Origin of the sequence: Chlorobaculum tepidum TLS, from assembly GCF_000006985.1 — a bacterium.
Lineage (GTDB): Bacteria > Bacteroidota > Chlorobiia > Chlorobiales > Chlorobiaceae > Chlorobaculum > Chlorobaculum tepidum.
This window is the reverse complement of record NC_002932.3, coordinates 208237-228836: the sequence shown is the minus strand read 5'-3', so window position 1 is coordinate 228836 and position 20600 is coordinate 208237. Positions and strand designations below refer to the sequence as shown.

Below are 20600 nucleotides of genomic sequence, written 5' to 3'. Positions count from 1 at the left end.
GCCCATCATTTACGACAACATAGAGAGTTAAGTAACTGCATTTTCACACGACACCACCTTTTGACCGTTGACTTCCTGATTTTGTACAATACCTTAACAAGTCGCCCGCATATCAACGCCTCAAATCTTTGCACCTTTATTTCAAGTGCCGCCTTTTCCTTTATCAGCTGCTCCTTTGTTATATGAAAAGCACCATACCTGAACCTGACACCGGGACTAAATCTGTACGAAACAGGCGAGAGAGGTTCAACAGTATAATTATTTTTCCAGAGGACATAGGTAAAACCAAGCTGATCTCTTCTCGAATACTGCTCCACCCAATACCACCACTCTTCCATAATAGTGATCACCATCGGGTGAGAATGACATCGAAAAATAATATTTGTTTCAAACAACCCCTTTGCCTTTGGAAAACCATCTTTTTTTATCAAATACTCCTGTCTTCCCATGACATCCGGATCATCCTTACCAAGCTGACGACATGCATCAAACTCATCATAGATGCAATTCCTCTCCGGATGCAACGAAGGAGCTATCAAGAGATTGGCGTTTAGTGCCCTGTCTATATCATGAAAGATCTCTCCATCCAAAATATCAACATTACCATCAACCCACAAACTCAACCCAGATTCCGGAAACAGGAGATGAGGATGCAGCTTGTGCCATCGCTGATTCCTAACATCATCAAGTTTTTCAAAACGCAATGGTCTGATTTCCCATTGAGCGTTTTTTTCATTGTTGATACCCATATCATCGGAAAAACAGACATAATCCCACTCAGGACTGATAAATGTATGGTTCAATAACTCATCATACCCACCAGTAATACAGGTGTAGATAACGCCTTTTTTCCCTGCGTTCATAAAGTGTGTGCGTCAATAATCAAGAATACTGAAAATCCACTTTTTCCTCAATCACGACCCCGCTTCCAGCGGTCGTGCAGCCAGAACCATTCCTCGGGACGACGGCGAATCTGTGCTTCGATCGCGCTGGTGTAGCGTACGGCGAGCGTGGCAATATCGGCCTTGTTGAATGTAAGGTCAGCGGTGTTGACCCGAGTAATGTTGATCGTGTACCGTCCATCACCGTTACTGGTGCACGTGGGCACAAACAATGGCACGTTCGCCCGGAGCGCAAAGAAGGCTGCGCCGTGGAACATGGTGGTGCGACGACCGAGAAACTCGCCGAAATTGACTTCATCGGGATCGGACTGATCACCGAGAATGGCCAGTGTACCGCCGCTCTGCAACAGGCGCAAGCCCTCCCTGACCGACTGCTTCGGATAGACCACGCTGTTGCCGCGCATGGTCCGGTACTCGTTCATCTTGCGATCAACCCGTTCGTTGCGCAGCCGCTTGACGATAATGGTAACGGGGCAGATCAACAGGCCGAAGGCCATCGCCATCAACTCCCAGTTGCCATAATGGGCTGACACCATCACAGCGCCCGTCGTCCCGCTACGATGCCACTCCCAGAAGGCTTCGTCGCCTTTGATATCGACCAGCGCCGCCGCGTCGTCGCGGTTGCAGATCAAGGGCAGCCGCAGCACTTCGAGCAGCGTACCGGCAACATTGCGATACATGGCCGTCGCGATGCGGCCGATCTCTTCTGAAGATTTTTCAGGGAAGGTCAGGCTGAGGTTCCTGTAAACCAGATCCCGCCTGAGCCCGATGCCCCGGTGCATGAAGTCCCCGATGACGCAGGCCAGACGCCGGGTCTGTTTCCGGCTCAACTTCCGAACCAGAGCGCCAAGCAACATGACCGCCCCATAGGTCACGGTATTCGATGCCGAGCGCATGGTGCGTTTAACTCTCTTTGTGCGCCTGTTTCGCTCGATGCTCATGAAACACGCACCTCATTCATATTCATAACCACCATACTTTGAAATCATCCTTTATCCCGGAAAACGGTCAAAAAGGGCCGCACTGCGCCTGAATAAGCAATCCTGAGCGCAAAGCCTTTCTGAAGGTACGAAACCGGAAAAAACATGGGAAACACAAAGTGCGGCCTCGGTCAGAGAATACCGCAACAACGGCAGGCGGCAAATTTCACCGGCAATGAGACGCCCGCGAACGGAGCGAACAACTTTTTAGGGACTCTTGCGTCTCGGATTATATTTACTATTAATATGAATTTCAGGCCTGAAATCTGAAGACCCGAAAAGAGAGATGCCCCCCAAAGTGCTCACCCGAGACGAAATCGTGCTGAAGACCAGAAACTGGCAGGCTGCCGGAGAAAAAGTCGTCTTCACCAATGGCTGCTTCGACATTCTCCACGCCGGTCATGTGCGCTATCTTTCAGCAGCCCGGGAACTGGGCGACCGGCTCGTTGTCGGGCTGAACACTGACGCTTCGGTCAGACGGCTCAAAGGCCCAAACAGACCGGTGGTGCCGGAGCAAGACCGGGCTGATGTACTCTCGGCGCTGGCGTCGGTCGATGCCGTCACGCTCTTCGACGACGATACGCCTGAAACGCTGATCAAATTGCTCCTGCCGGACATTCTGGTCAAAGGGGCTGACTGGCCGGTCGAAAAAATCGCGGGAGCCAAAGCCGTCATCGAACACGGCGGCTCCGTTTTGACCGTGCCGCTGCTTGAGGGCCGCTCGACAACCGGCATCATCGAGACCATCATTCAACTTCATTGCCCCCAACAGACCGGTGGATAGAGTCAAGAAATTCAGTTTGTTCGTGATGACCGCCGCATCGGCCGTCGTCATCGTTCTCTGCATCGCCGCCGCCCTGGTGCTCAACAGCGGCATGGTGGATCTGTTTGCCAAAAAGCAGCTCCTGTCGATGTTCAACAATGAGTACCGGGGACGTCTCGAACTGAAAGAGGTCAAACTGCGCTTCCCTGATGAGGTCACCCTCGTCGGCCCCGGCATCTTCGAGGAAGGAGCCGCAAAACCCGCGGCCCGCGCGGACAGACTCACCCTGAAGTTCAATTTTCTTTCGCTGCTCAGACCAAAGATCACGCTGTTGTCGTTCAGGGAGGTCGATGTTGACGGTGGCCATGCCAGCATCGCCGAGTATCCCGACGGGCAGCTCAATATCGGGAAAATCTTCACCAGAAGGCATCCGGAATTGCCTGAAATGCTGGCTATCGAGAAATTTCGCGCCAGACGGCTCAAGCTCAGAAACAGCACGGTGTCATGGAAACCGGCCAACGCGCCCGCCTACCGGTTGCAAAACCTCCAGCTCGACATGTCGAGGGCGTTTGTTGCCAAGTACGAGTTCATGGGCACGATCAAACAGATGCAGTTCACCATGCCCGACCGTGGGCTGACGCTCAAGAAGGGTTCCGGATCGCTGGCCTTTTCATCGGTACGAAGCGACGTGCTCGGTCTCGACCTCGAAACCGCCAAAAGCCACGCGAAGCTGTCGGTCTCCATCGACGGACTCGACATTTTCTCCGGCATCTCGAAAAAGAGCCTGCTGAACAAAAAAACATTCATCCATATCGAATCGCTGGGCATCGACACCTCCGAGCTGAACCGGTTCATCCCGATTCCGGCGCTCCCCTCCGGCGTGTACCGTATCAAAGGCGATGCGAAAGGCACCTTCAGCGACCTCGAAATGCTGCCGGTAAGCATCGAGCATGACGGCAGCAGCGTAGCGCTCCAGGGGAAAATACTCAACCTCCTCGATCCGGAGAGCCTCTCGTTCAATCTGCAAATCGACAAATCGAAAATCTCTTCAGCACTGCTCACGAAGGTGCTCACTGACGAGCGTTACCGCTCGCTCGCCAAAGAGGCTGGTGATGTGAACTTCAGCGGCATGTTGAGGGGACGGCTTGACCAGTGGATGACCGGTATCGATTTCAAGACTGGCCTCGGCAGCGGATCGACCAAATTCGACACCAAGCGGCTGGGCGGCGGAAAGTATCAGCTTGACGGGGACTTCAACATTGAAAAAACCGAACCGCACCGACTGCTTGGCATCAGAGGCGTCAAAAGTGGCTTTTCCGGTTCGGGCTCGTTCAATGGTACCGGCAGCGCTTCCGGCATCGAAAACGCCCATCTCGAAACGTCCGTAAAGAGCGCGTTCTGGCAGCAGCAGACTATCTCGTCGGGCTCGGTCACACTCGACCTGAAGGGCAAGAAGGCCGATCTTTCAAGCGACCTCAAAAGCCCTGACGGCGGCAGCCTCATCATGGCGGGCCTCATCGATTTCTCAAGCCTGGCGCCTTCGTACAGCGTTGGTGGCAGCGTCAAAAAACTCGATCTCTCCAAAGCCACCGGACTTCAGGATTACAGAAGCGACCTCAACGGCCGGTTCGATCTGAAAGGGCGGGGGTTCGATCCCGCCTCGCTGAACATCAAGGCCAGCTTCGTGCTGGAGCCGTCGTCGTTCAGCGACTTCCACTTCAGGGAGCGCTCGGCGATTTCGGCCAGCATCGCGCAGAGCGCCGGCTCCTCGGCGGTGTCACTCGAAAGTGAAGCCGTCGACCTTGCCGTCCAGGGCTCTGCGTCGATGAGCCAGATGATTGAGGCCCTTCAAATGGCGGCGGCCTGCATTGCAAGAGAAACCGGCAGCACCGCGGCCATTCGGCTTCCGCGCGGACCTTCGCCCTGGACCTTCAACTACAAACTTGCCGTGCGTGACCTCACGCCACTCAAGCCTTTGCTTCCGGCAAAAGAGTTCCGCTTCAAAGGCTCCGCCTCCGGTAAAGCCACCTTGTCGGGAGGCCGCCTCTCGATGGATACCGCTCTCTCCAGCACCACGCTTTCCAACGGGCCATCGTTCCAGCTGAACAACACCGCGATGACGGGCTCGATGCAATGCACGGCGGCTGGCGTTGCCGCGGCTCGCCTCTCCGGTACGGCAGGCACGGTAAACACGTTCGGCAGAGAGCTGAAAAACCTGCGCCTGGTATCATCGTTCGACAATGGCCGCCTTGCGGCCTCGCTCGATCTTGCCATACCCAGATTCTCGGAAAAGCTAAGCGCAGCCTTCACTGCCCGGCGCTCCGGCAACGCTGCCGCCGTCTCCATCGACCGGCTTGCCTTCACCACCCCGAGTGGCGTCTGGCAAACCGCGCCCGGCGGCACACTCGATGTCGCAAAAGAGTTTATCCGTTTCAACCGCGTCAGATTCGCGAAGGGCACGCAGTCGCTGCAACTGAACGGGCTGCTCAGCAACAGCGTCTCCGGAACCTTCCGCGGAACGCTCTCCGGCATCAACCTGACCGAAGCGAAATACTTCCTGCCCGATTCCGCCCAGAAGCCAATGAGCGGCACCATCAACGCGGACTTTACCGTCAGCGGTGCACCAGGTTCGAAGACGAGCGACCTCGACCTGAGAGGCTCCGGCGTAACCTGGGACCAGCTCAATGTCGGTGCGGTGCACCTGACGGCCCGCCACGCTGGCGAGCAGCTCCGTTTCGAGTACAACAGCCGGGGTGCGGCCACGCCAGCCGGAACTACCGCAACGGTACCAGTCAACACCATCACGGGTTCCGGATCGATCCCGCTGGTACTGCGCTATTCGCCGTTCGAGGCGCGGATTCCCGATAACCGGCCAGTCAGCATCTCGATGCGTTCGGACGACCTGTCGGCCAGCATCATCACCTACATCGTCCCGATTTTCGACCATGCCGAAGGAGTCATCCCGACCGACCTGCGCGTTACTGGCCGGATGCCGAAGCCGGAGATATTCCTGACCACCCGCCTCCGTGGTACCGACGTCCGCATCGCGCCGACGCAAGTCACCTACCGCGTCAACGGCCAGATCATCGGCACGCCATCGCGCATCGACTTTGGCCGCCTCGAAGTGAAGGACGCCGAAAATGGCACGGGCGCGGTCAGCGGCATGATCGGCCTCGACGGCCTCAAGCCGGTCACGGTCAACCTCAGCGGCTCGTTCAGCAACCTCTTGCTCTACAACAAAAAGGACATGAAGGACGACACCTCCTTCGGCACCATCCGGGGCACAACCGGCAACCTTCGTTTCTACGGCGAGCTGAGTGCGCCCGTCGCCGAGGGCGATCTGGTGCTGAATTCGGTCAACTTCAGCCTTTACCGCAAAGGATCGAACGAAAGCGCCAAGTACATCGGCGTTGAAAAATTCATCAAATTCGTGCCGCGCCGTCCCGCGCCAAAACCGGTCGAAGCCGCCGCGCCACCCGAAAAGCTGGAGTTTCACTACAACCTGCTCGACATCCTGCAAATCAAAAATCTCAGGCTCTCGAACAGCGCGCCGGTCAAGGGCACCATGATTTTCGACCGGATCAGGGGCGAACGGGTCGAAGCGCAGATGAACAACCTCTCGCTCGTGGTCAACAAAACCGGCCAGCGATTCAGCCTGTTCGGCTCGATCGATATTACCGGCGGCAAGTACACCTTCTCGAACACGAGCTTCGAGCTCGAAAACAGCGGACGAGTGGCGTGGAATAACGAAGAGATCAGGGATGGCCGCCTGATCGACATCTATGGCGTCAAACAGGTGACGGCAACCGACGTCCAGACCGGCGAGCGCGACAACGTCCGGCTGCTCATCGCCGTCAGCGGCACCATCGAAAAGCCGGACGTGCGCATGGGCTACTACCTGAACGATGATACGCAGCCGTACTCATCAGCCAACATGATCGGGCGCCAGTCGAGCCACGTCGATCCAAACGCCGATCTGAACGTCATCTCGATGCTCTTTTCAAGGCAGTGGTACCTCAATCCGGAACGGCAGGGTTCGCGAGGAGTCAGCCCCGTATCAAGCGTCGGCATCTCTGCCGGAACCGGCCTGCTCTCCTCGCAGGTTTCGAGTATCGTGCAGAATCTGGCCGGGCTTGAGAGCTTCAACGTCAACCTCGGCGCTGGCGCGAACGGCAACCTCAGCGGCCTGGAGGTCTCCTACGCCATGCTCGTGCCGGGCACCGGCGGCAAGGTGAGGTTTGTCGGCACCAACACAACGCCCGTCGCGGGCAGCAGAACCACCACGAACTACTACAACGGTTCGTCGCAGAAGATCGAATACCGCGTCACGCCAAAAGTGTACGTCGAAGCGTTCCGCTCCTATGGCATGACCACCAGCGACGCAACCTACACCAACCTGCAAAAGCCGACCGAAAACTGGGGCGTCAGCGTGTCATACCGCGAAAAATTCCACACCTGGAGCCAGTTCTGGGATCACCTGTTCGGCGGGAAAAAGAAGGGGCGGGAGAAAGACAAAGACAAAAAAGAGTAAAGCTTCGTATAGTTGTTATTTTTAATACCTTTAAGAATATTTTTCACAGAACGGAACCATCGATTCCTGAGTCAACAGTGCTGACTGGCAGAAACATTCTTCTCGGCATCTCCGGCGGCATCGCTGCCTACAAAACGCCGCAACTGGTCAGGCTTCTGAAAAAGTCGGGAGCCGGCGTGCAGGTGCTGGCCACCGCGTCGGCGCTGAAGTTTGTCAGCGAACTGTCGCTTGCTACGGTCTCGAACCATCCAGTGCTCACAGGCATTTTCCCAAGCCATGAGGCACGGGAAGACGAATACACCCGCCACATTGCGCTCGGCGAGTGGGCCGACGCGTTCGTCATCGCACCCGCCACCGCCAACACCCTCGCTCGCCTCGCCACCGGGCTCTGCGACGACATGCTCTCGCTCTGTTTTCTCACCCTCCGCCCCGGCAAGCCGGTGCTCATCGTTCCGGCGATGGACGGCCATATGTACGACTCCCCCTCGGTGCAGCGCAACCTCGCGACGCTCAGGGCGCAGGGGTGCCGCTTGATGGAACCCGAAAGCGGCTCGCTCGCCTCGGGCCAGTGCGGCCTGGGGCGAATGCCCGAACCGGAGACGATCTTCGAGGCGCTCACAGGAATGCTCGCCGCGCCGGAAGCGTCCGCGCTTTGCGGCAAATCGGTGGTCGTGACCGCCGGGCCAACGCGGGAGAAAATCGATGGTGTGCGCTTTCTCTCGAACTACTCCTCCGGCAAGATGGGCTTCGCCATCGCCGCCAACGCAGCGCGGCGCGGCGCAAGGGTTCACCTTGTAACGGGGCCAGTCAATCTGCCGACGCCGTCGGGCGTGGAGCGAATCGACGTCGAGAGCGCGGTCGAAATGCTGGAAGCGGCACAACCATTGTTCGGCGAATGCGATCTCTTCATCGGCGCAGCGGCGGTGGCCGACTACCGCCCCGAAGCGCCGGTCGAGGGCAAGATCAAGAAGAACGAAGCGGAGATGGAGATTCGTCTTGTCAGGAATCCGGACATTCTCGCCGAATTCGCGACGAACCGAAAGCTAGGCCAGCTCGCCGTCGGCTTCGCGCTGGAGACGGCCGGCGGCATCGATTACGCACGGAAAAAACTGGCAGACAAAAAGCTCGACCTGGTCGCCTTCAACGTGTACGATGGCCGCACTTCGGGCTTCGAAGTCGATACCAACGCACTGACGCTCCTCGCTCGCGACGGCGGCGTCACCGAACTGCCGCTACTCCCGAAGGAAGAGGCCGCAGCCAGACTGCTCGACGCGGTCGAATCGCTTCTGCCCCGTTAATTTCAAAGCACGACCGTTCATGATAACGCAGGAATCCCTGTTCGATCCCGCTCCGGAAGAAGCCGCGCAGCCGAACTCTCCGCTGGAGGGCCTCGGCGAATTGTGCCGCATCACCGTCGAATGCCGCAAGTGCCGTCTGGCCCAAACGCGCAAAAACGTGGTCTTCGGCGAAGGGAATCCCCAGGCCGGTCTGTTCGTTATAGGAGAGGCTCCGGGAGCGGATGAAGATGCGCAGGGCCGCCCCTTCGTGGGCCGCTCGGGCCAGCTGCTCGACAAGATACTGCTCGCCATCGGCTTCGAGCGCCAAGACGTCTATATCGGCAACATCATCAAGTGCCGTCCGCCGGAGAATCGCAATCCGCTCGCGGACGAAATCGACTGCTGCAAGCCGTGGCTCATGCAACAGCTCGGCATCATCAAACCGAAGGTGCTGCTCCTGCTCGGCAAAGTGGCGGCCAACACGATACTCGAAAACACGCAATCGATGGGTTTGATGCGAGGTCGCATCATCAAGTGGAAAGGGTTTGACTGCGTCGTGACCTACCACCCGGCGGCGCTGCTCCGCAATCCGAACTGGAAGCGCCTCTGCTGGGAGGATGTGCAGATGCTCCGGGCGCATTACGACAAGGTCTGCCCGAACGGCTGACCGCACAGGAAACCATGAGAAGACGAGGAAAAGAAAAGGAATGAAGCCGCGCGAACCGCAACTCGATTTGAGCCGTGACATCGACTTCAGCAAGGAGAGCCGGGTGCCCCCCTACTCGCTGGAGGTCGAACAGGAGGTGCTTGCCTGCATCCTGCTCGAAGACGATCCGATCGAACAGGTGATCCAGATTTTCGGCGACAACGGCGAAGCGGTCTTTTACGAAAAGCGCCACCAGATCATCTACAAGGCGATGATGCTGCTCTACCAGAAGCGGCAGGCCATCGACCTCATCACGGTAAGCGAAGAGCTGTCGCGCATAGGCGAGCTGGAGAACATCGGCGGACGCCCCTACCTCGGCGAACTTTCGGGAAAGGTGATCAGCTCGGCGAACATCGAGTTCTACGCCCGGCTGGTGAAGGAGAAATACCTCTACCGGCGGTTGATCTCGATTTCGTCGCACATTTCGAGCGCAGCCTACAACACCTCGATGGACATCTTCGATCTGGTCGAAAACGCCTCGCAGCAGTTCTTCAACATCTCGCAGGCGGGTGTCAAGAAAAAGGCCACCAGCATCAAGGAGTTGCTCAAAACCGCCACGAGAATGATCGAGAATCTCGGCTCGTCACACTCGTCGGTCACGGGCATCGGATCCGGATTTTCGGAACTCGACGAGTACACGGCGGGCTTCCAGCCGTCGGACATGATTATCATCGCCGCCCGTCCGTCCGCCGGTAAAACCGCCTTCGCGCTGGCACTGGCGCGAAACGCGGCGGTGAACTTCAACACGCCGGTGCTCTTCTTCAGCCTCGAAATGGCGGAGATTCAGCTCGCGCTCAGGCTGATGTGCGCCGAAGCCTACGTCGAGTCGCAGCTCGTGAGGCGCGGCCAGATTTCGCCGGAGATGATGAACAAGATCATCAACAGCATGGACGCGCTGGCCGACGCCAAGCTCTTCATCGACGACACGCCGGGCATCTCGATCATGGAGCTGACCGCCAAGACCCGCCGCATGAAGCAGGAGCATGGCATCGGCATGGTGGTGGTTGACTACCTCCAGCTCGTCACGCCGGTCAGGGACGGGCGCTCGAACCGCGAGCAGGAGATCGCGCAGATTTCTCGCTCGCTCAAGGCGCTCGCCAAGGAGCTGAACATTCCGGTGATCGCGCTGGCGCAGCTCAACCGCTCGGTCGAACAGCGCTCCGGCGACCGCCGGCCTCAGCTCAGCGACCTTCGCGAATCCGGCTCGATCGAGCAGGACGCCGATATGGTGATATTCCTGTCGAGACCGGAGATGTACGGCATCAAGAACTTCGAGGATGGCTCCTCGACCAAGGACATAACCGAGGTGGTCATCGGCAAGCAGCGAAACGGCCCGATCGGCACGGTCAGGCTGCTTTTCCTGAAAAAGTACGGGCGCTTCCAGTCCACGGCCAACAGCTACCTGACAGCCGCCGATAGCGGACAGCAGCAGCCAGAACCCGCCCGTGGAGATGGCTATCCGGAGGCATCCCTGCCGGAGCCGCCGCCGCTCGATATGGACAGCTTTATCAACAATTCGGACGCCGCACCCTTTTAACCCTGCCGGTCATGGTTTACAGAAAAGCCCCGAAACATTCCGGCGACGCGCCGGACTCGAGCGCAAACCCTGCCGATCGCCCTGCTTCGACAGGCAAGGAGCGCCGTTATCAAGGCATCGGCAGCGCGAAGGGATTCGCCATCGGAGAGACCTACGAATTCGTCAGAGAGACCATCGAGCACGAAACCGCCGACCTCTCGCCGGAGAACATCGAGGGGGAGATCGAGCGCTTCATGACCGCCCTGCACCGGTCGGAAAAGGAGCTGAAAAAGATCGAACGGGTGACCACCCGCAAAATCGGGCGCCTCTACTCCGATCTGTTCCAGGCGCAGATCATGCTGCTCAAGGATCCGGTGCTGACCGGCAACATCACCCGCCGCATCCGCCAGGAGCTGAAGCCCGCGCATATCGTTATCGAGCAGGAGTTCGGCAAACTTCTCGAACACTTCCTCAACTCCGACGACGTCATCTTCCGCGAGCGGGCCGCCGACCTGCACGACCTCAAGGAGCGGATCATCCGAAATCTGCACATTCGCAAGCTGCACTCCTGGGTGCCCGAAGGCTCCATTGTGGTCTCGCACCACCTCTCGCCGGCGGACATCATTCTCCTCAGCCGCAGCAACATCAAGGGCTTCGCCACTGACACCGGCGGCAAAACTTCGCACGTCTCGCTGATCTGCAAATCGCTCAACATCCCGATTGTAGTCGGCCTGGGCAACTTTTCGCAGAAGGCGGTTTCGGGCGAACGCATCATTCTCGACGGCAACGAAGGCCTTGTCATCACTAATCCGCTGGATGAAACTGTCGATACCTATCTCAAAAAGCGGGAAGAGGAGAGCAAACGCGAGGCCGATGACTCGATCATGGCTCATCGTCACGCCTTTACCCGTTGCGGCGTGAGGATTTCAGTCTATTCGAACATCGATTTCAAGGAGGAGATCGAACATCTCGACTCGATGGGGGCCGAAGGCGTGGGATTGTTCAGAACCGAAAATCTTTTCCTCGACGATCTCAAGCCTCCAAAAGAGGCGGCACAACAGGAGTATTACCGCAAGATGGGCGAGATGCTCGCGCCGAAGCCGCTGGTCATCCGCCTGTTCGACATCGGCGGCGACAAGCTCATCTACTCGCCCGTCAAGGAGCCGAACCCGAACCTCGGCTGGCGGGGCGTCAGGATTCTGATCGACGTGCCGGAGATTCTCGACGCGCAGCTCCAGGCGGTCATCAGGGCCAACATTCACGGCAACATCGACGTGCTGATCCCCATGATTTCGTCGGTCGAGGAGATCATGCACATCAAACAGGCAGTCGAGGAGCATTATAAACATATCAGATCACTCACCACCGAGCCGCTGGACAAACCGGGCATCGGCGCCATGATCGAGGTGCCGGCGGCCGTCGAGCTGATCGACGAAATCACGCAAATCGTCGATTTCGTCAGCATCGGCACCAACGACCTGACCCAGTACACCCTTGCCGTTGACCGCAACAACCTGATCGTGCAGGATCTGTTCGAGAAATTCCACCCGGCGGTCATCCGCCAGCTTCACCGCGTCATTTCGACCGCGCAGAAAAACCACTGCCGGGTCTCGCTTTGCGGAGACATGGGTTCCGACCCCTTGGCCACACCATACCTCATTGGCTGCGGCCTCCGGGAGTTCAGCATCGTCAGCTCTGATATCCCGGCACTCAAGGCGATGGTAGGTAAATACACGGTCGAGGAGTGCGAAGCGCTCGCCGCCGAATGCCTGAAACTCTCCAGCGCCTCGGCCATCAAGGCGCACCTCGAAGCGTTCGTCAAGGCGCACTGAACCTGGCGCCGGATTCCGCCGCCTGCATATCACACGCAAGACCGTAAGAGCTCGATAACAAAAAAGCCGCCTCGGAATTATCCGGGCGGCTTTTTGCTGTTCCGGCATCGGGTCTGCCTGAATGGCGCTACCTGAAATCCTCGATTTTGGCGTTCCGGCGATACGATTGCAGATACTCGGAAAGGAACTGCTGCTGCCTGGCCTGCATCAGTTGCGGCAAAACCTTCTGTTTCTCGGCGGCAAGATCGGTGCCCGGTGCAAGCTGGCGGCTGGTCAGTTGCACGAGCGCATATCCTCCGCTGGTCTGTACCGGCTGCGAAAGCGTGTTGAGCTTCATGCCCGCCATTCCCTCCACGAGCTGGGGATCGACGCCGTACCCGTCGATGTAGCCGTCGCGCCAGCGAATCTCCTTCGAGGTGATTTTACGCAGAGACGGGTCCTTTGCGGCGATGGCGTCGAGCGAGCCGCCGGAGCTTTTCGACAAAGCGACAAGCTTCGATTTCAGCGCCGCGCCCTGTTTTTCACGAACCAGTTCGGTTTTGATCATCTCCTTGAGCTGGGCGTCGAGCTGGTGATAACCGGTATCGTTTTGCGTCAACAACTTCGCGACCACGAATCCCTTCTCGGCATCGAGCACGTCGGAAATATCACTATCTTTGGCCTTGAATGCGAAGCCAGTAATCGCCTCGCCCATGCCCGGCACGGCGAGCAGGCTCTGGCGCGTAAAGTCGCCGGTTTTGCCCACTTCGAGCCTCTGCGCCTTCGCCGCCGCTTCAAATCCCTTCGACTTTGCCTCGGTCAGGAAAGCCTGCGCTTGACGCTTGATCGTTTCGGAGGTCTGCGTCGATGCCTTGATCTGGCGGGCGACCTCCGAGCAGACGATGCGCCGGTTGTCAAACCCTTCGATCTTGATGATATGCAGGCCGAACTGGGTCTGCACCGGCCCGACGATCTGACCGGGCTTGCCGGCAAAGACCGCCTGGGCGAACTGGGGCACCATGCGATCCTTGGTGAACCAGCCAACAAAACCGCCGTTGCGGGCGCTGCCGGGATCCTCGGAATATTTAGCGGCCAGCGAGGCGAATGACGCGCCTCCCTTCAGCTCCTCGGAAATCTTTTTGAGCAGGCCCATGGCGCGCGCGGCCTCGGCCTTGTCCGCCGGATTAAGGCGAATCAGAATGTGCGAGGCGCTCGCAACCGGTTCGCCGGTCGTGACGCTCTTAATCTTGAGCAAGCGGTAGTAGCCCTCGTCGGCGATGGGGCCGACAATCTGGCCGGGCACGAGCTTCGGCGAGCTGAACAGCGCCTGCCCTGCGGCGGGCGAAAAGTCCGCTCTTGAAAGCGTAACATTCGCCGAATTCGGCAGGTCGCTCTGAATCTTGACGAACTCGCTGTCGCTCTTTGCCGCAGCGAACTGCGGAATCAGCCCGTCGATCTCCTTTTTAACCTGAAGGCTATCCTGCCTGGAGGGAGTCAACGGGAAAAAGACAAACTCAGCGCTACGCACCGGCTCCTCCCGGAACTGCTCCTTGTGAGAGTCGTACCAGGCCTTGATCTCGTCATCTTTGACCGGAAAATTGGTTTCCGCGCCCGCATAGCTGTACGGAAAGGGAATAAACGAACCGGCAAAGGTGGTGAACTGGCGCTGCACCACTTCAGTAAGCTCGGGATCGGTAACGAAAACCATGGTCCTCAGTGTCATAACCAGCTTGTTGACCATCAGTTCGCGCTTGATCGCCTCCTGGGCGTTGAGCCAGAAATCTTTGGCTTTCGGATCGCTACGCGCCTGTTCAAGCAACTGGCGGTCGATCTTGCCAGTCCTGGGATCGGTGAAGTTCTGGCGAATGATCGCTGGCGGATTGACGGGATTATTGACCGCGTCGAGCACCTCCTGGTCGGTGACGGTGATGCCATATTTCTTGAGAAGCTGGGCAAGAAGCGTCTGATCGACAACATAGTTCCAGGCCTGCTCGCGAAACTTCGCGTCGAGGCCGGAGGTGATTTCTACGCCTGGATTGCTCTGCCGGAACCCGGCGACAATGTTGTTGTACAACGCTTCGTATTCATTCATGGAGATCGACTCGCCATTGACCTTCCCGGCTACGCCCGCTTTTCTGGTGGGGCCGGTGAAGTTCATCCCCCACTCGAAAACGATCAGGGCAAGGAACGCCGCCACGAGGACAAACAACACGATGTGCGTTTTATCCCTCAACTTGCTCATTAGTGCCATAACTTCTCTTTTCTGTCTTTGACTGTTTATTCGTTGTTGTCTGCCCAACCTTCACGCCCGCAGAGCGGCACGAAGGCGAAGTTGTGAAAAATCTCATGCTCGAACCGCTCGCCCCTGCGCCGAATGACGGTCATCTGCTGTGAACCGAGGTCGCCAATCGGCACAACGAGCACGCCGCCTTCGGCAAGCTGGCTCATGAGCGTATGCGGCTCGCGCGGCGCGGCGGCGGTCACGATGATGCCGTCGAACGGCGCCTCCTCCGGCCAGCCGAGCGTTCCATCACCGAGACGCGGGTGAACGGGCAAACCAAGCGCATCGAGCACGCGCCCCGCCGCTGCGTACAACCCGGCAATCCGCTCGATGGTATAGACACGATAGCCAAGCTCGGCGAGAATAGCCGCCTGGTAGCCCGAACCGGTACCGATTTCAAGCACCTTGCCGGATGGAACGCGCTCCACCAGCAGCGAAGTCATGTACGCCACCGTATAGGGCTGCGAAATGGTCTGGCCGAATCCGATCGGCATAGCATTGTCGCTGTAGGCGTAGGGCCGGCTCTGTGCATCGACAAAGAGATGACGCCTGACCGTCAGAAACGCATCGAGCACTCGGGCGTTGCTGATACCGTAACGCTTGAGCTCTACCACCATCTCCTGGCGCTCCCGAGCCATGTCGTCATCCTGTTGCATCCTCATACGTTTCCCAACCTGTTCCAGTCAGCACACCGTCATGGAATCCGCCGAAGATTCGCTACTATTGCATCTGATAAAAGATAATGCAATTCCGGGCAATGCAGTATACCATTTTCGGGCAGAATTCCCGACAGGGCAGCTACATCTTGCTGATCAACCTCGACCGCGCAATCAAAGTGGCGTTCGGCAAATTCCGCAAAAGTGAACCGCTCGAACTGCAACCGAGCCACTACCTCTACGTCGGCTCGGCGCTCGGCAGCGCGAAAGGGCGCTTCCCGCTCGCCTCGCGCCTGCTCCGTCACGCCTCGCGAAGCGACAGCAAGCCGCCGCACGCCATCAGGAGCGCGTTGCTCGAACTGTTCATGTCATGGGGATACCGCGCGCCGGCCAGTCGGGGGGATAAAAAACTGCACTGGCACATCGACTTTTTGCTCGACCGCGAGGAAGCCGAACTCGCGCATGTGTTTATTTTTCCGGGAGCGGAGCGCATTGAAGCGCGACTCGCCGCAACGCTCGCCGCAATGCCAGAAACCACGCCCGTCGCCGACCGCCTCGGCGCCCAGGACGCCGCCGCAGGTACGCATCTTTTCAGGATTGACAAGCTGGAACCCTTGTTGCCGTGCCTCGAAAAAGCAATGCCTGATCTGATCCGGCAAGGCTGAACGTTTTCACTTCTCTTTTTCGAGCAGCGCTTCGACGAAGCTCTTGCGGTCGAAGAGCTGGAGGTCGTCGATCTTTTCGCCGACCCCGATGTACTTGACCGGCAGGTTCAGTTCGCGGGAGATCGAAAGCACGATGCCTCCTTTTGAGGTGCCGTCGAGTTTGGTCATGACGAGGCCGGTGACGTTGACGAACTTCGTAAACTCGCGAGCCTGCTGTACGGCGTTCTGGCCGGTGGTGCCGTCGAGCACCAGCAGCACTTCGTGCGGCGCTTCGGGGATCTTTTTCTTGGCCACGCGCATGATTTTGGCCAGCTCCTCCATCAGGTGGCTCTTGTTGTGCAGCCTGCCCGCCGTATCGACCAGCACCACATCCGTGCCCTTCGAAACCGCCGAGCTGACCGAGTCGAACACCACCGAGGCCGGATCGGCTCCCTGCCCCTGGCCGATGATCGGCACTCCGGCGCGATCAGCCCAGATTTTGAGTTGCTCGTAGGCCGCGGCGCGGAAGGTGTCGGCGGCGGCGATCACCACCTTCTTGCCCGCCTTGTCGTAGTTGTGCGCCAGCTTGGCCACGGTGGTGGTCTTGCCCGCGCCGTTGACGCCGACGATCATGATGACGTAGGGTTTTGCCGACAACGGCGCGTCGAAATCAACCGGATGCTCGTGGCCCGACTCGACAAGCAGGTTGCGAATTTCGCCCATCACCATCTCGTTCAGCTCCTCCTCCGAACGGTAGGTTTTGCCTTTGGAGCGCACGGTGACCGCATCGACAATGTCAAGCGTGGTCTCGACACCCACATCGGCGGCAACGAGAATGTTTTCGAGCTCTTCGAGGAACTCGTCATCCACCTCGGTTTTGCCCCGGGAAACAAACGCCAGTTTGTCGCGAAGCGTGTCGCGGGTTTTGGTGAGCCCCTCCTTGAGGCGCGACAGCCCTAACTTGTCAAAAAAGCCCATGGAAAATGAGAAATTGGCTATGTTTACAGACGAAGGGATCGGAACGGATTCCGGATTGAATTCAATGTACGCAAATATATGTCATATAACCCTATTTCCGAGATTGGCGAATTCGGTCTGATCGACCGGCTTGCAAAGATTACCGCCCCCTCCACAAAGCAGCGACCGGAGCTGATCGAAGGGATCGGCGACGACTGCGCGGTGTGGCAAAGCGACGAGTCGGTGGTGCAGGTCGCGACGACCGACATTCTGACCGAACACGTCCACTTCGACCTCTTGACCACGCCACTACACCACCTCGGAAGCAAGGCAATCAGCGTCAACGTCTCGGACATCTGCGCGATGAACGCCATGCCGGATTACGCCGTGATCTCGATCGCCGTACCGCCGAAGATGCCAGTGGAGATGGTCGAAGAGCTGTACAAGGGAATGAACCACGCCGCCGAAATCTATGGCCTCGCCATCGCGGGCGGCGACACCTCGTCGTCGGCGTCGGGGCTGTTCATCTCGGTTTCAATGACCGGAACGACAACGCCGGAGCTGCTCACATTGCGCAAAGGCGCGTCGCCGGGCGATTTGATCTGTGTGACGGGAACGCTTGGCGGCTCGACCGCCGGCCTGCACCTGTTGCAGCGTGAAAAGGCGACGATGATCGAGCAGATGCGCAACAACGAACCGTACAACAAGGAGGTGATGGCCGAGTTGCAGGAATACACCGAAGCAATTCGCTGCCACCTGCTGCCGAAAGCACGCATCGACATCATCGACTTTTTCAGCGAAGAGGGCATCGTACCGACCGCCATGATCGATATTTCGGACGGCCTGGTCTCCGACCTCGGCCACCTCTGCCGCCGCTCCGGTGTCGGCGCGAAGATCGACGAGAGCAAGCTGCCCGTCCTGCCCGAAGCGCGAGCCGTGGCCGAAGAGTTCCAGCAGGACGTCTTCGACTGGGCGCTCACCGGCGGCGAAGACTACCAGCTCCTCTTCACCGTCCCGAAATCGCAGTACGACCTCATCGCCAGCCACCGCGACATCACGGTCATCGGCGAAATCTCCGAGAAAGAAGAGGGCATGATGCTGACCGACATCTTCGGCATGACCATCGACATGGCCGACATGAAACGGGGATTCGATCACTTCGCGGGGTGAGGGCGGACGACGATCCCTGAAGCTTGTGCATTCCCTTTAAAGATAGTACATTAAACGAGTTCCAACCGGAAAGGTTGCCGAAGTGGCGGAACTGGTAGACGCCCGGGACTTAAAATCCCGTGTTCAGCAATGGACGTGCGGGTTCGATTCCCGCCTTCGGCACAACTCCTCCCTCACTCCCCGAAAGAGGGCTTCGACTTTATCCCCGCGATAAACACCGCGAACAGCGCGGCTGCGAGCAAGGCTGTCGCCGCGCCGAACCAGAATGTCGCTGATGGCGAAACCCTGTCCCACAACACTCCGGCGATCAGGCTCGACGGCAATGCCGCCAATCCGACGGCTCCGGCATAGAGGCCGAATGCCGTGCCTTTGAGACCTTCCGGCGTCAGCGTAGCGAGAAACGCCTTCTGGATCCCCTCGGTCAGCCCCATGAAGACTCCGTAAAGTGCGAACAAAACCCACACGGCAAGCGGACTTCCCGCCACGGCGAACCCTGCGTACAGGGCGGCGAACAGCACGAATCCTGCGAGAATGAGCCGCTTGCGGCCATACCGGTCGGCGACGATTCCGGCGGGAATGGCCGTGATGGAATAGACGAGATTGAAGAGCAGATAAACGGCGGGAATCATCGCCGCCGGAACGCCGAGCTGGCCGGCACGGAGGATCAGAAACGCATCGCTCGAATTGCCCAGCGCGAAGACCGCGACGATCACGATGAAAAACCACGCCCGCCGGTCGAGCTTCCCGCCTCCGGTACTCCGCGGCTTTTCAGCGTCAGCCCTGACCGGCGCGTCCCGCTTTTCCCGGATGAAGAAGACGATGATGAGCACGGCGAGAACGCCCGGCAGGCTCGAGAGCCAGAAAAGCTGACGGTAAGAGCTGTGGTACACTTGCAAGCCGATAAAGGCGATGGCCGGGCCGACAACCGCGCCCATAGTGTCCATCGAGCGGTGAAAGCTGAAAGCGCGGCCAAGCCATGACGGTTCGGTGGAATCCGCAATAATGGCGTCACGCGGCGCGGTGCGGACGCCCTTGCCGAAGCGGTCAACGAGACGCGCGGCCAGCACCTGATGCCAGCCGCCAGCCAGCGCCATCAGCGGACGGCTCAACGTCGAGACCGAATAGCCCGCCAGCATCAGCCGCTTGCGCTTGCCGAGCCGGTCGGAGTACCAGCCGGAAAAGACCTTGACCAGGCTCGCCATCGACTCGGCGCTCCCCTCGATGAGGCCGATCATGGCCTTGTTCACCCCAAGCACGCTGGCCAGAAACAGCGGCACCAGCGGGTAGATCATCTCGGAACTGACGTCCATGCAGAAGCTCACCAGCCCGGCAAAAAAGACGTTGCCGCTCAACCCGAAAAAGCGCTTCTCCTGCTTCATCTCCATCTGGTTTGATTTGACAACCACCACGCCCGTTTAACCTCTTCAAACACCGGAACAGCCGCCACAAATTCATCGCCGGCTCATTCAGGATGCGACCGCCACGGCGCGGCGCTGTTCGGCCCGGTGGTTGAGCGTGATCGCCGCCACCATGAGCGCGAGAATCACCAGCGACGAGCTGATGCGGCCGAGCGACAGGCCGCCATGCGCGAGCGGCTTGGTGAGCGTGTCGCCAAGCGTCGCGCCGAGCGGGCGGGTCAGCACGTAGGCCGCCCAAAAAAGGATGTTGGGCGAAATGCTCGTCTTGTAATACGCGATGGCGACCGCGACAATCAGCACGCCAAAGAGCAACGCACCGAGCTGGAAGCCGAGACCGACATCGTCAGCCACGAAGTCGCCGAGCGCCGTGCCGAGCGTGTTGGAGACCAGAATGGTCAGCCAGTAAAAAAGCTCGTCGCGCCGGTCGGCAATCCCCTCGAACTCGATCCTGCCCATGATCCGGTTCCACGCAAACAGCACCAGCAGCACGCCAAGCAAAAGAATCGCCGATGAGTTGACGTAGCCGAGGCCGAGCGTGCGATCGAGGTAGTCCGACATGGTGGTGCCGACAGTCGTCGTGGCGACCACCACCGCCCAGTACCGCGCCGGATGATACCCGACGGAGAAAACCTGGAAGAGCAGCGCCACAGCGAAAAAGGCGAGGAAAATCAGGCTCCCCTCGGCGTACCCGAGCTTCATCGACATGGTGACCGCATCCCCGCCAGTCTCGCCAAGCGTGGTCGCCAGAATCTTTATCGCCCAGAACATCAGCGTCACCTGCGGCACCTTGCTCAACGCCTGAGCGGCGGCATCGTTTTTATTCATCGTGTTTTGCAGCATTACGTTATCTCCTCTGTCAATTGGATCATGAAACGAATGATTCAGGATACGAAAAGAGAATTAGCGCAGAGTTAGCGGCACCACTTCCTTACCGCAAGTTCGCCGAAAACCGATGATCCCGCCTCCCCTAATTCCTGCCTAATCATCG

The 20600-nt window shown here is 58.6% G+C and carries 15 protein-coding genes and 1 tRNA gene; 9 read left to right on the top strand and 7 right to left on the bottom strand.

The features are described 5' to 3' along the window. Positions 1–5 precede the first annotated feature (5 nt). Together AYT24_RS01080 and AYT24_RS01075 are read right to left on the bottom strand one after the other, a co-directional pair. Positions 6–863, bottom strand: a complete 858-nt coding sequence (locus AYT24_RS01080; protein ID WP_010931906.1) for a glycosyltransferase domain-containing protein — start codon at positions 861–863, stop codon at positions 6–8. A gap of 47 nt (positions 864–910) precedes the next feature. Next, positions 911–1843 carry a lysophospholipid acyltransferase family protein gene (locus AYT24_RS01075; protein ID WP_010931905.1) on the bottom strand — a complete coding sequence of 311 codons (933 nt, stop codon included), beginning with the start codon at positions 1841–1843 and terminating at the stop codon, positions 911–913. A gap of 325 nt (positions 1844–2168) precedes the next feature. Between AYT24_RS01075 and rfaE2 the strand changes: the two genes are divergently transcribed. The 6 genes from rfaE2 (at position 2169) to ptsP (ending at position 12507) form a co-directional block, all read left to right on the top strand. Continuing rightward, the gene (rfaE2, locus tag AYT24_RS01070; RefSeq protein WP_010931903.1) at positions 2169–2666 is read left to right on the top strand and encodes a D-glycero-beta-D-manno-heptose 1-phosphate adenylyltransferase; all 498 of its coding nucleotides are present in this window, start codon (positions 2169–2171) and stop codon (positions 2664–2666) included. Positions 2667–2691: 25 nt separating this feature from the next. Beyond that, entirely contained in the window at positions 2692–7176 is a 4485-nt protein-coding gene (locus AYT24_RS01065; protein ID WP_226986829.1) for a translocation/assembly module TamB domain-containing protein, read from the top strand. Positions 7177–7253: 77 nt separating this feature from the next. Beyond that, a complete protein-coding gene (gene coaBC / locus AYT24_RS01060; protein WP_010931901.1) occupies positions 7254–8474 on the top strand; it encodes a bifunctional phosphopantothenoylcysteine decarboxylase/phosphopantothenate--cysteine ligase CoaBC in 1221 nt (406 codons plus the stop codon). A 19-nt stretch (positions 8475–8493) separates the two neighbouring features. Beyond that, complete coding sequence (locus tag AYT24_RS01055; protein WP_010931900.1) at positions 8494–9120, top strand: uracil-DNA glycosylase; 627 nt, start codon at positions 8494–8496, stop codon at positions 9118–9120. Positions 9121–9160: 40 nt separating this feature from the next. After that, positions 9161–10696, top strand: coding sequence for a replicative DNA helicase (dnaB, locus tag AYT24_RS01050; protein ID WP_010931899.1), 1536 nt, complete (start codon positions 9161–9163; stop codon positions 10694–10696). Between the two features lie 11 nt (positions 10697–10707). Continuing rightward, positions 10708–12507 carry a phosphoenolpyruvate--protein phosphotransferase gene (ptsP, locus tag AYT24_RS01045; protein ID WP_010931898.1) on the top strand — a complete coding sequence of 600 codons (1800 nt, stop codon included), beginning with the start codon at positions 10708–10710 and terminating at the stop codon, positions 12505–12507. A 127-nt stretch (positions 12508–12634) separates the two neighbouring features. Here the strand turns inward: ptsP and AYT24_RS01040 are convergent, their stop codons facing one another. Then, a complete protein-coding gene (locus tag AYT24_RS01040) occupies positions 12635–14728 on the bottom strand; it encodes a peptidylprolyl isomerase (RefSeq protein ID WP_319792419.1) in 2094 nt (697 codons plus the stop codon). Between the two features lie 35 nt (positions 14729–14763). Next, a complete protein-coding gene (locus AYT24_RS01035; protein ID WP_226986876.1) occupies positions 14764–15423 on the bottom strand; it encodes a protein-L-isoaspartate(D-aspartate) O-methyltransferase in 660 nt (219 codons plus the stop codon). A gap of 101 nt (positions 15424–15524) precedes the next feature. Between AYT24_RS01035 and AYT24_RS01030 the strand changes: the two genes are divergently transcribed. Continuing rightward, complete coding sequence (locus AYT24_RS01030; protein ID WP_164926813.1) at positions 15525–16088, top strand: GIY-YIG nuclease family protein; 564 nt, start codon at positions 15525–15527, stop codon at positions 16086–16088. Positions 16089–16094: 6 nt separating this feature from the next. Here AYT24_RS01030 and ftsY read toward each other — a convergent pair whose 3' ends face one another. Then, positions 16095–17045 carry a signal recognition particle-docking protein FtsY gene (gene ftsY, locus AYT24_RS01025; RefSeq protein ID WP_010931894.1) on the bottom strand — a complete coding sequence of 317 codons (951 nt, stop codon included), beginning with the start codon at positions 17043–17045 and terminating at the stop codon, positions 16095–16097. 78 nt (positions 17046–17123) lie between these two features. Here ftsY and thiL point away from each other — a divergent pair, with 78 nt between their 5' ends. Together thiL and AYT24_RS01015 are read left to right on the top strand one after the other, a co-directional pair. Continuing rightward, positions 17124–18194, top strand: a complete 1071-nt coding sequence (thiL, locus tag AYT24_RS01020; protein WP_010931893.1) for a thiamine-phosphate kinase — start codon at positions 17124–17126, stop codon at positions 18192–18194. Between the two features lie 76 nt (positions 18195–18270). Beyond that, a tRNA-Leu gene (locus AYT24_RS01015) sits at positions 18271–18356 on the top strand. Positions 18357–18367: 11 nt separating this feature from the next. Here AYT24_RS01015 and AYT24_RS01010 read toward each other — a convergent pair. Continuing rightward, positions 18368–19600, bottom strand: a complete 1233-nt coding sequence (locus tag AYT24_RS01010; protein ID WP_226986828.1) for an MFS transporter — start codon at positions 19598–19600, stop codon at positions 18368–18370. 60 nt (positions 19601–19660) lie between these two features. Next, a complete protein-coding gene (locus tag AYT24_RS01005; RefSeq protein WP_164926812.1) occupies positions 19661–20437 on the bottom strand; it encodes a COG4705 family protein in 777 nt (258 codons plus the stop codon). Positions 20438–20600 lie beyond the last annotated feature (163 nt).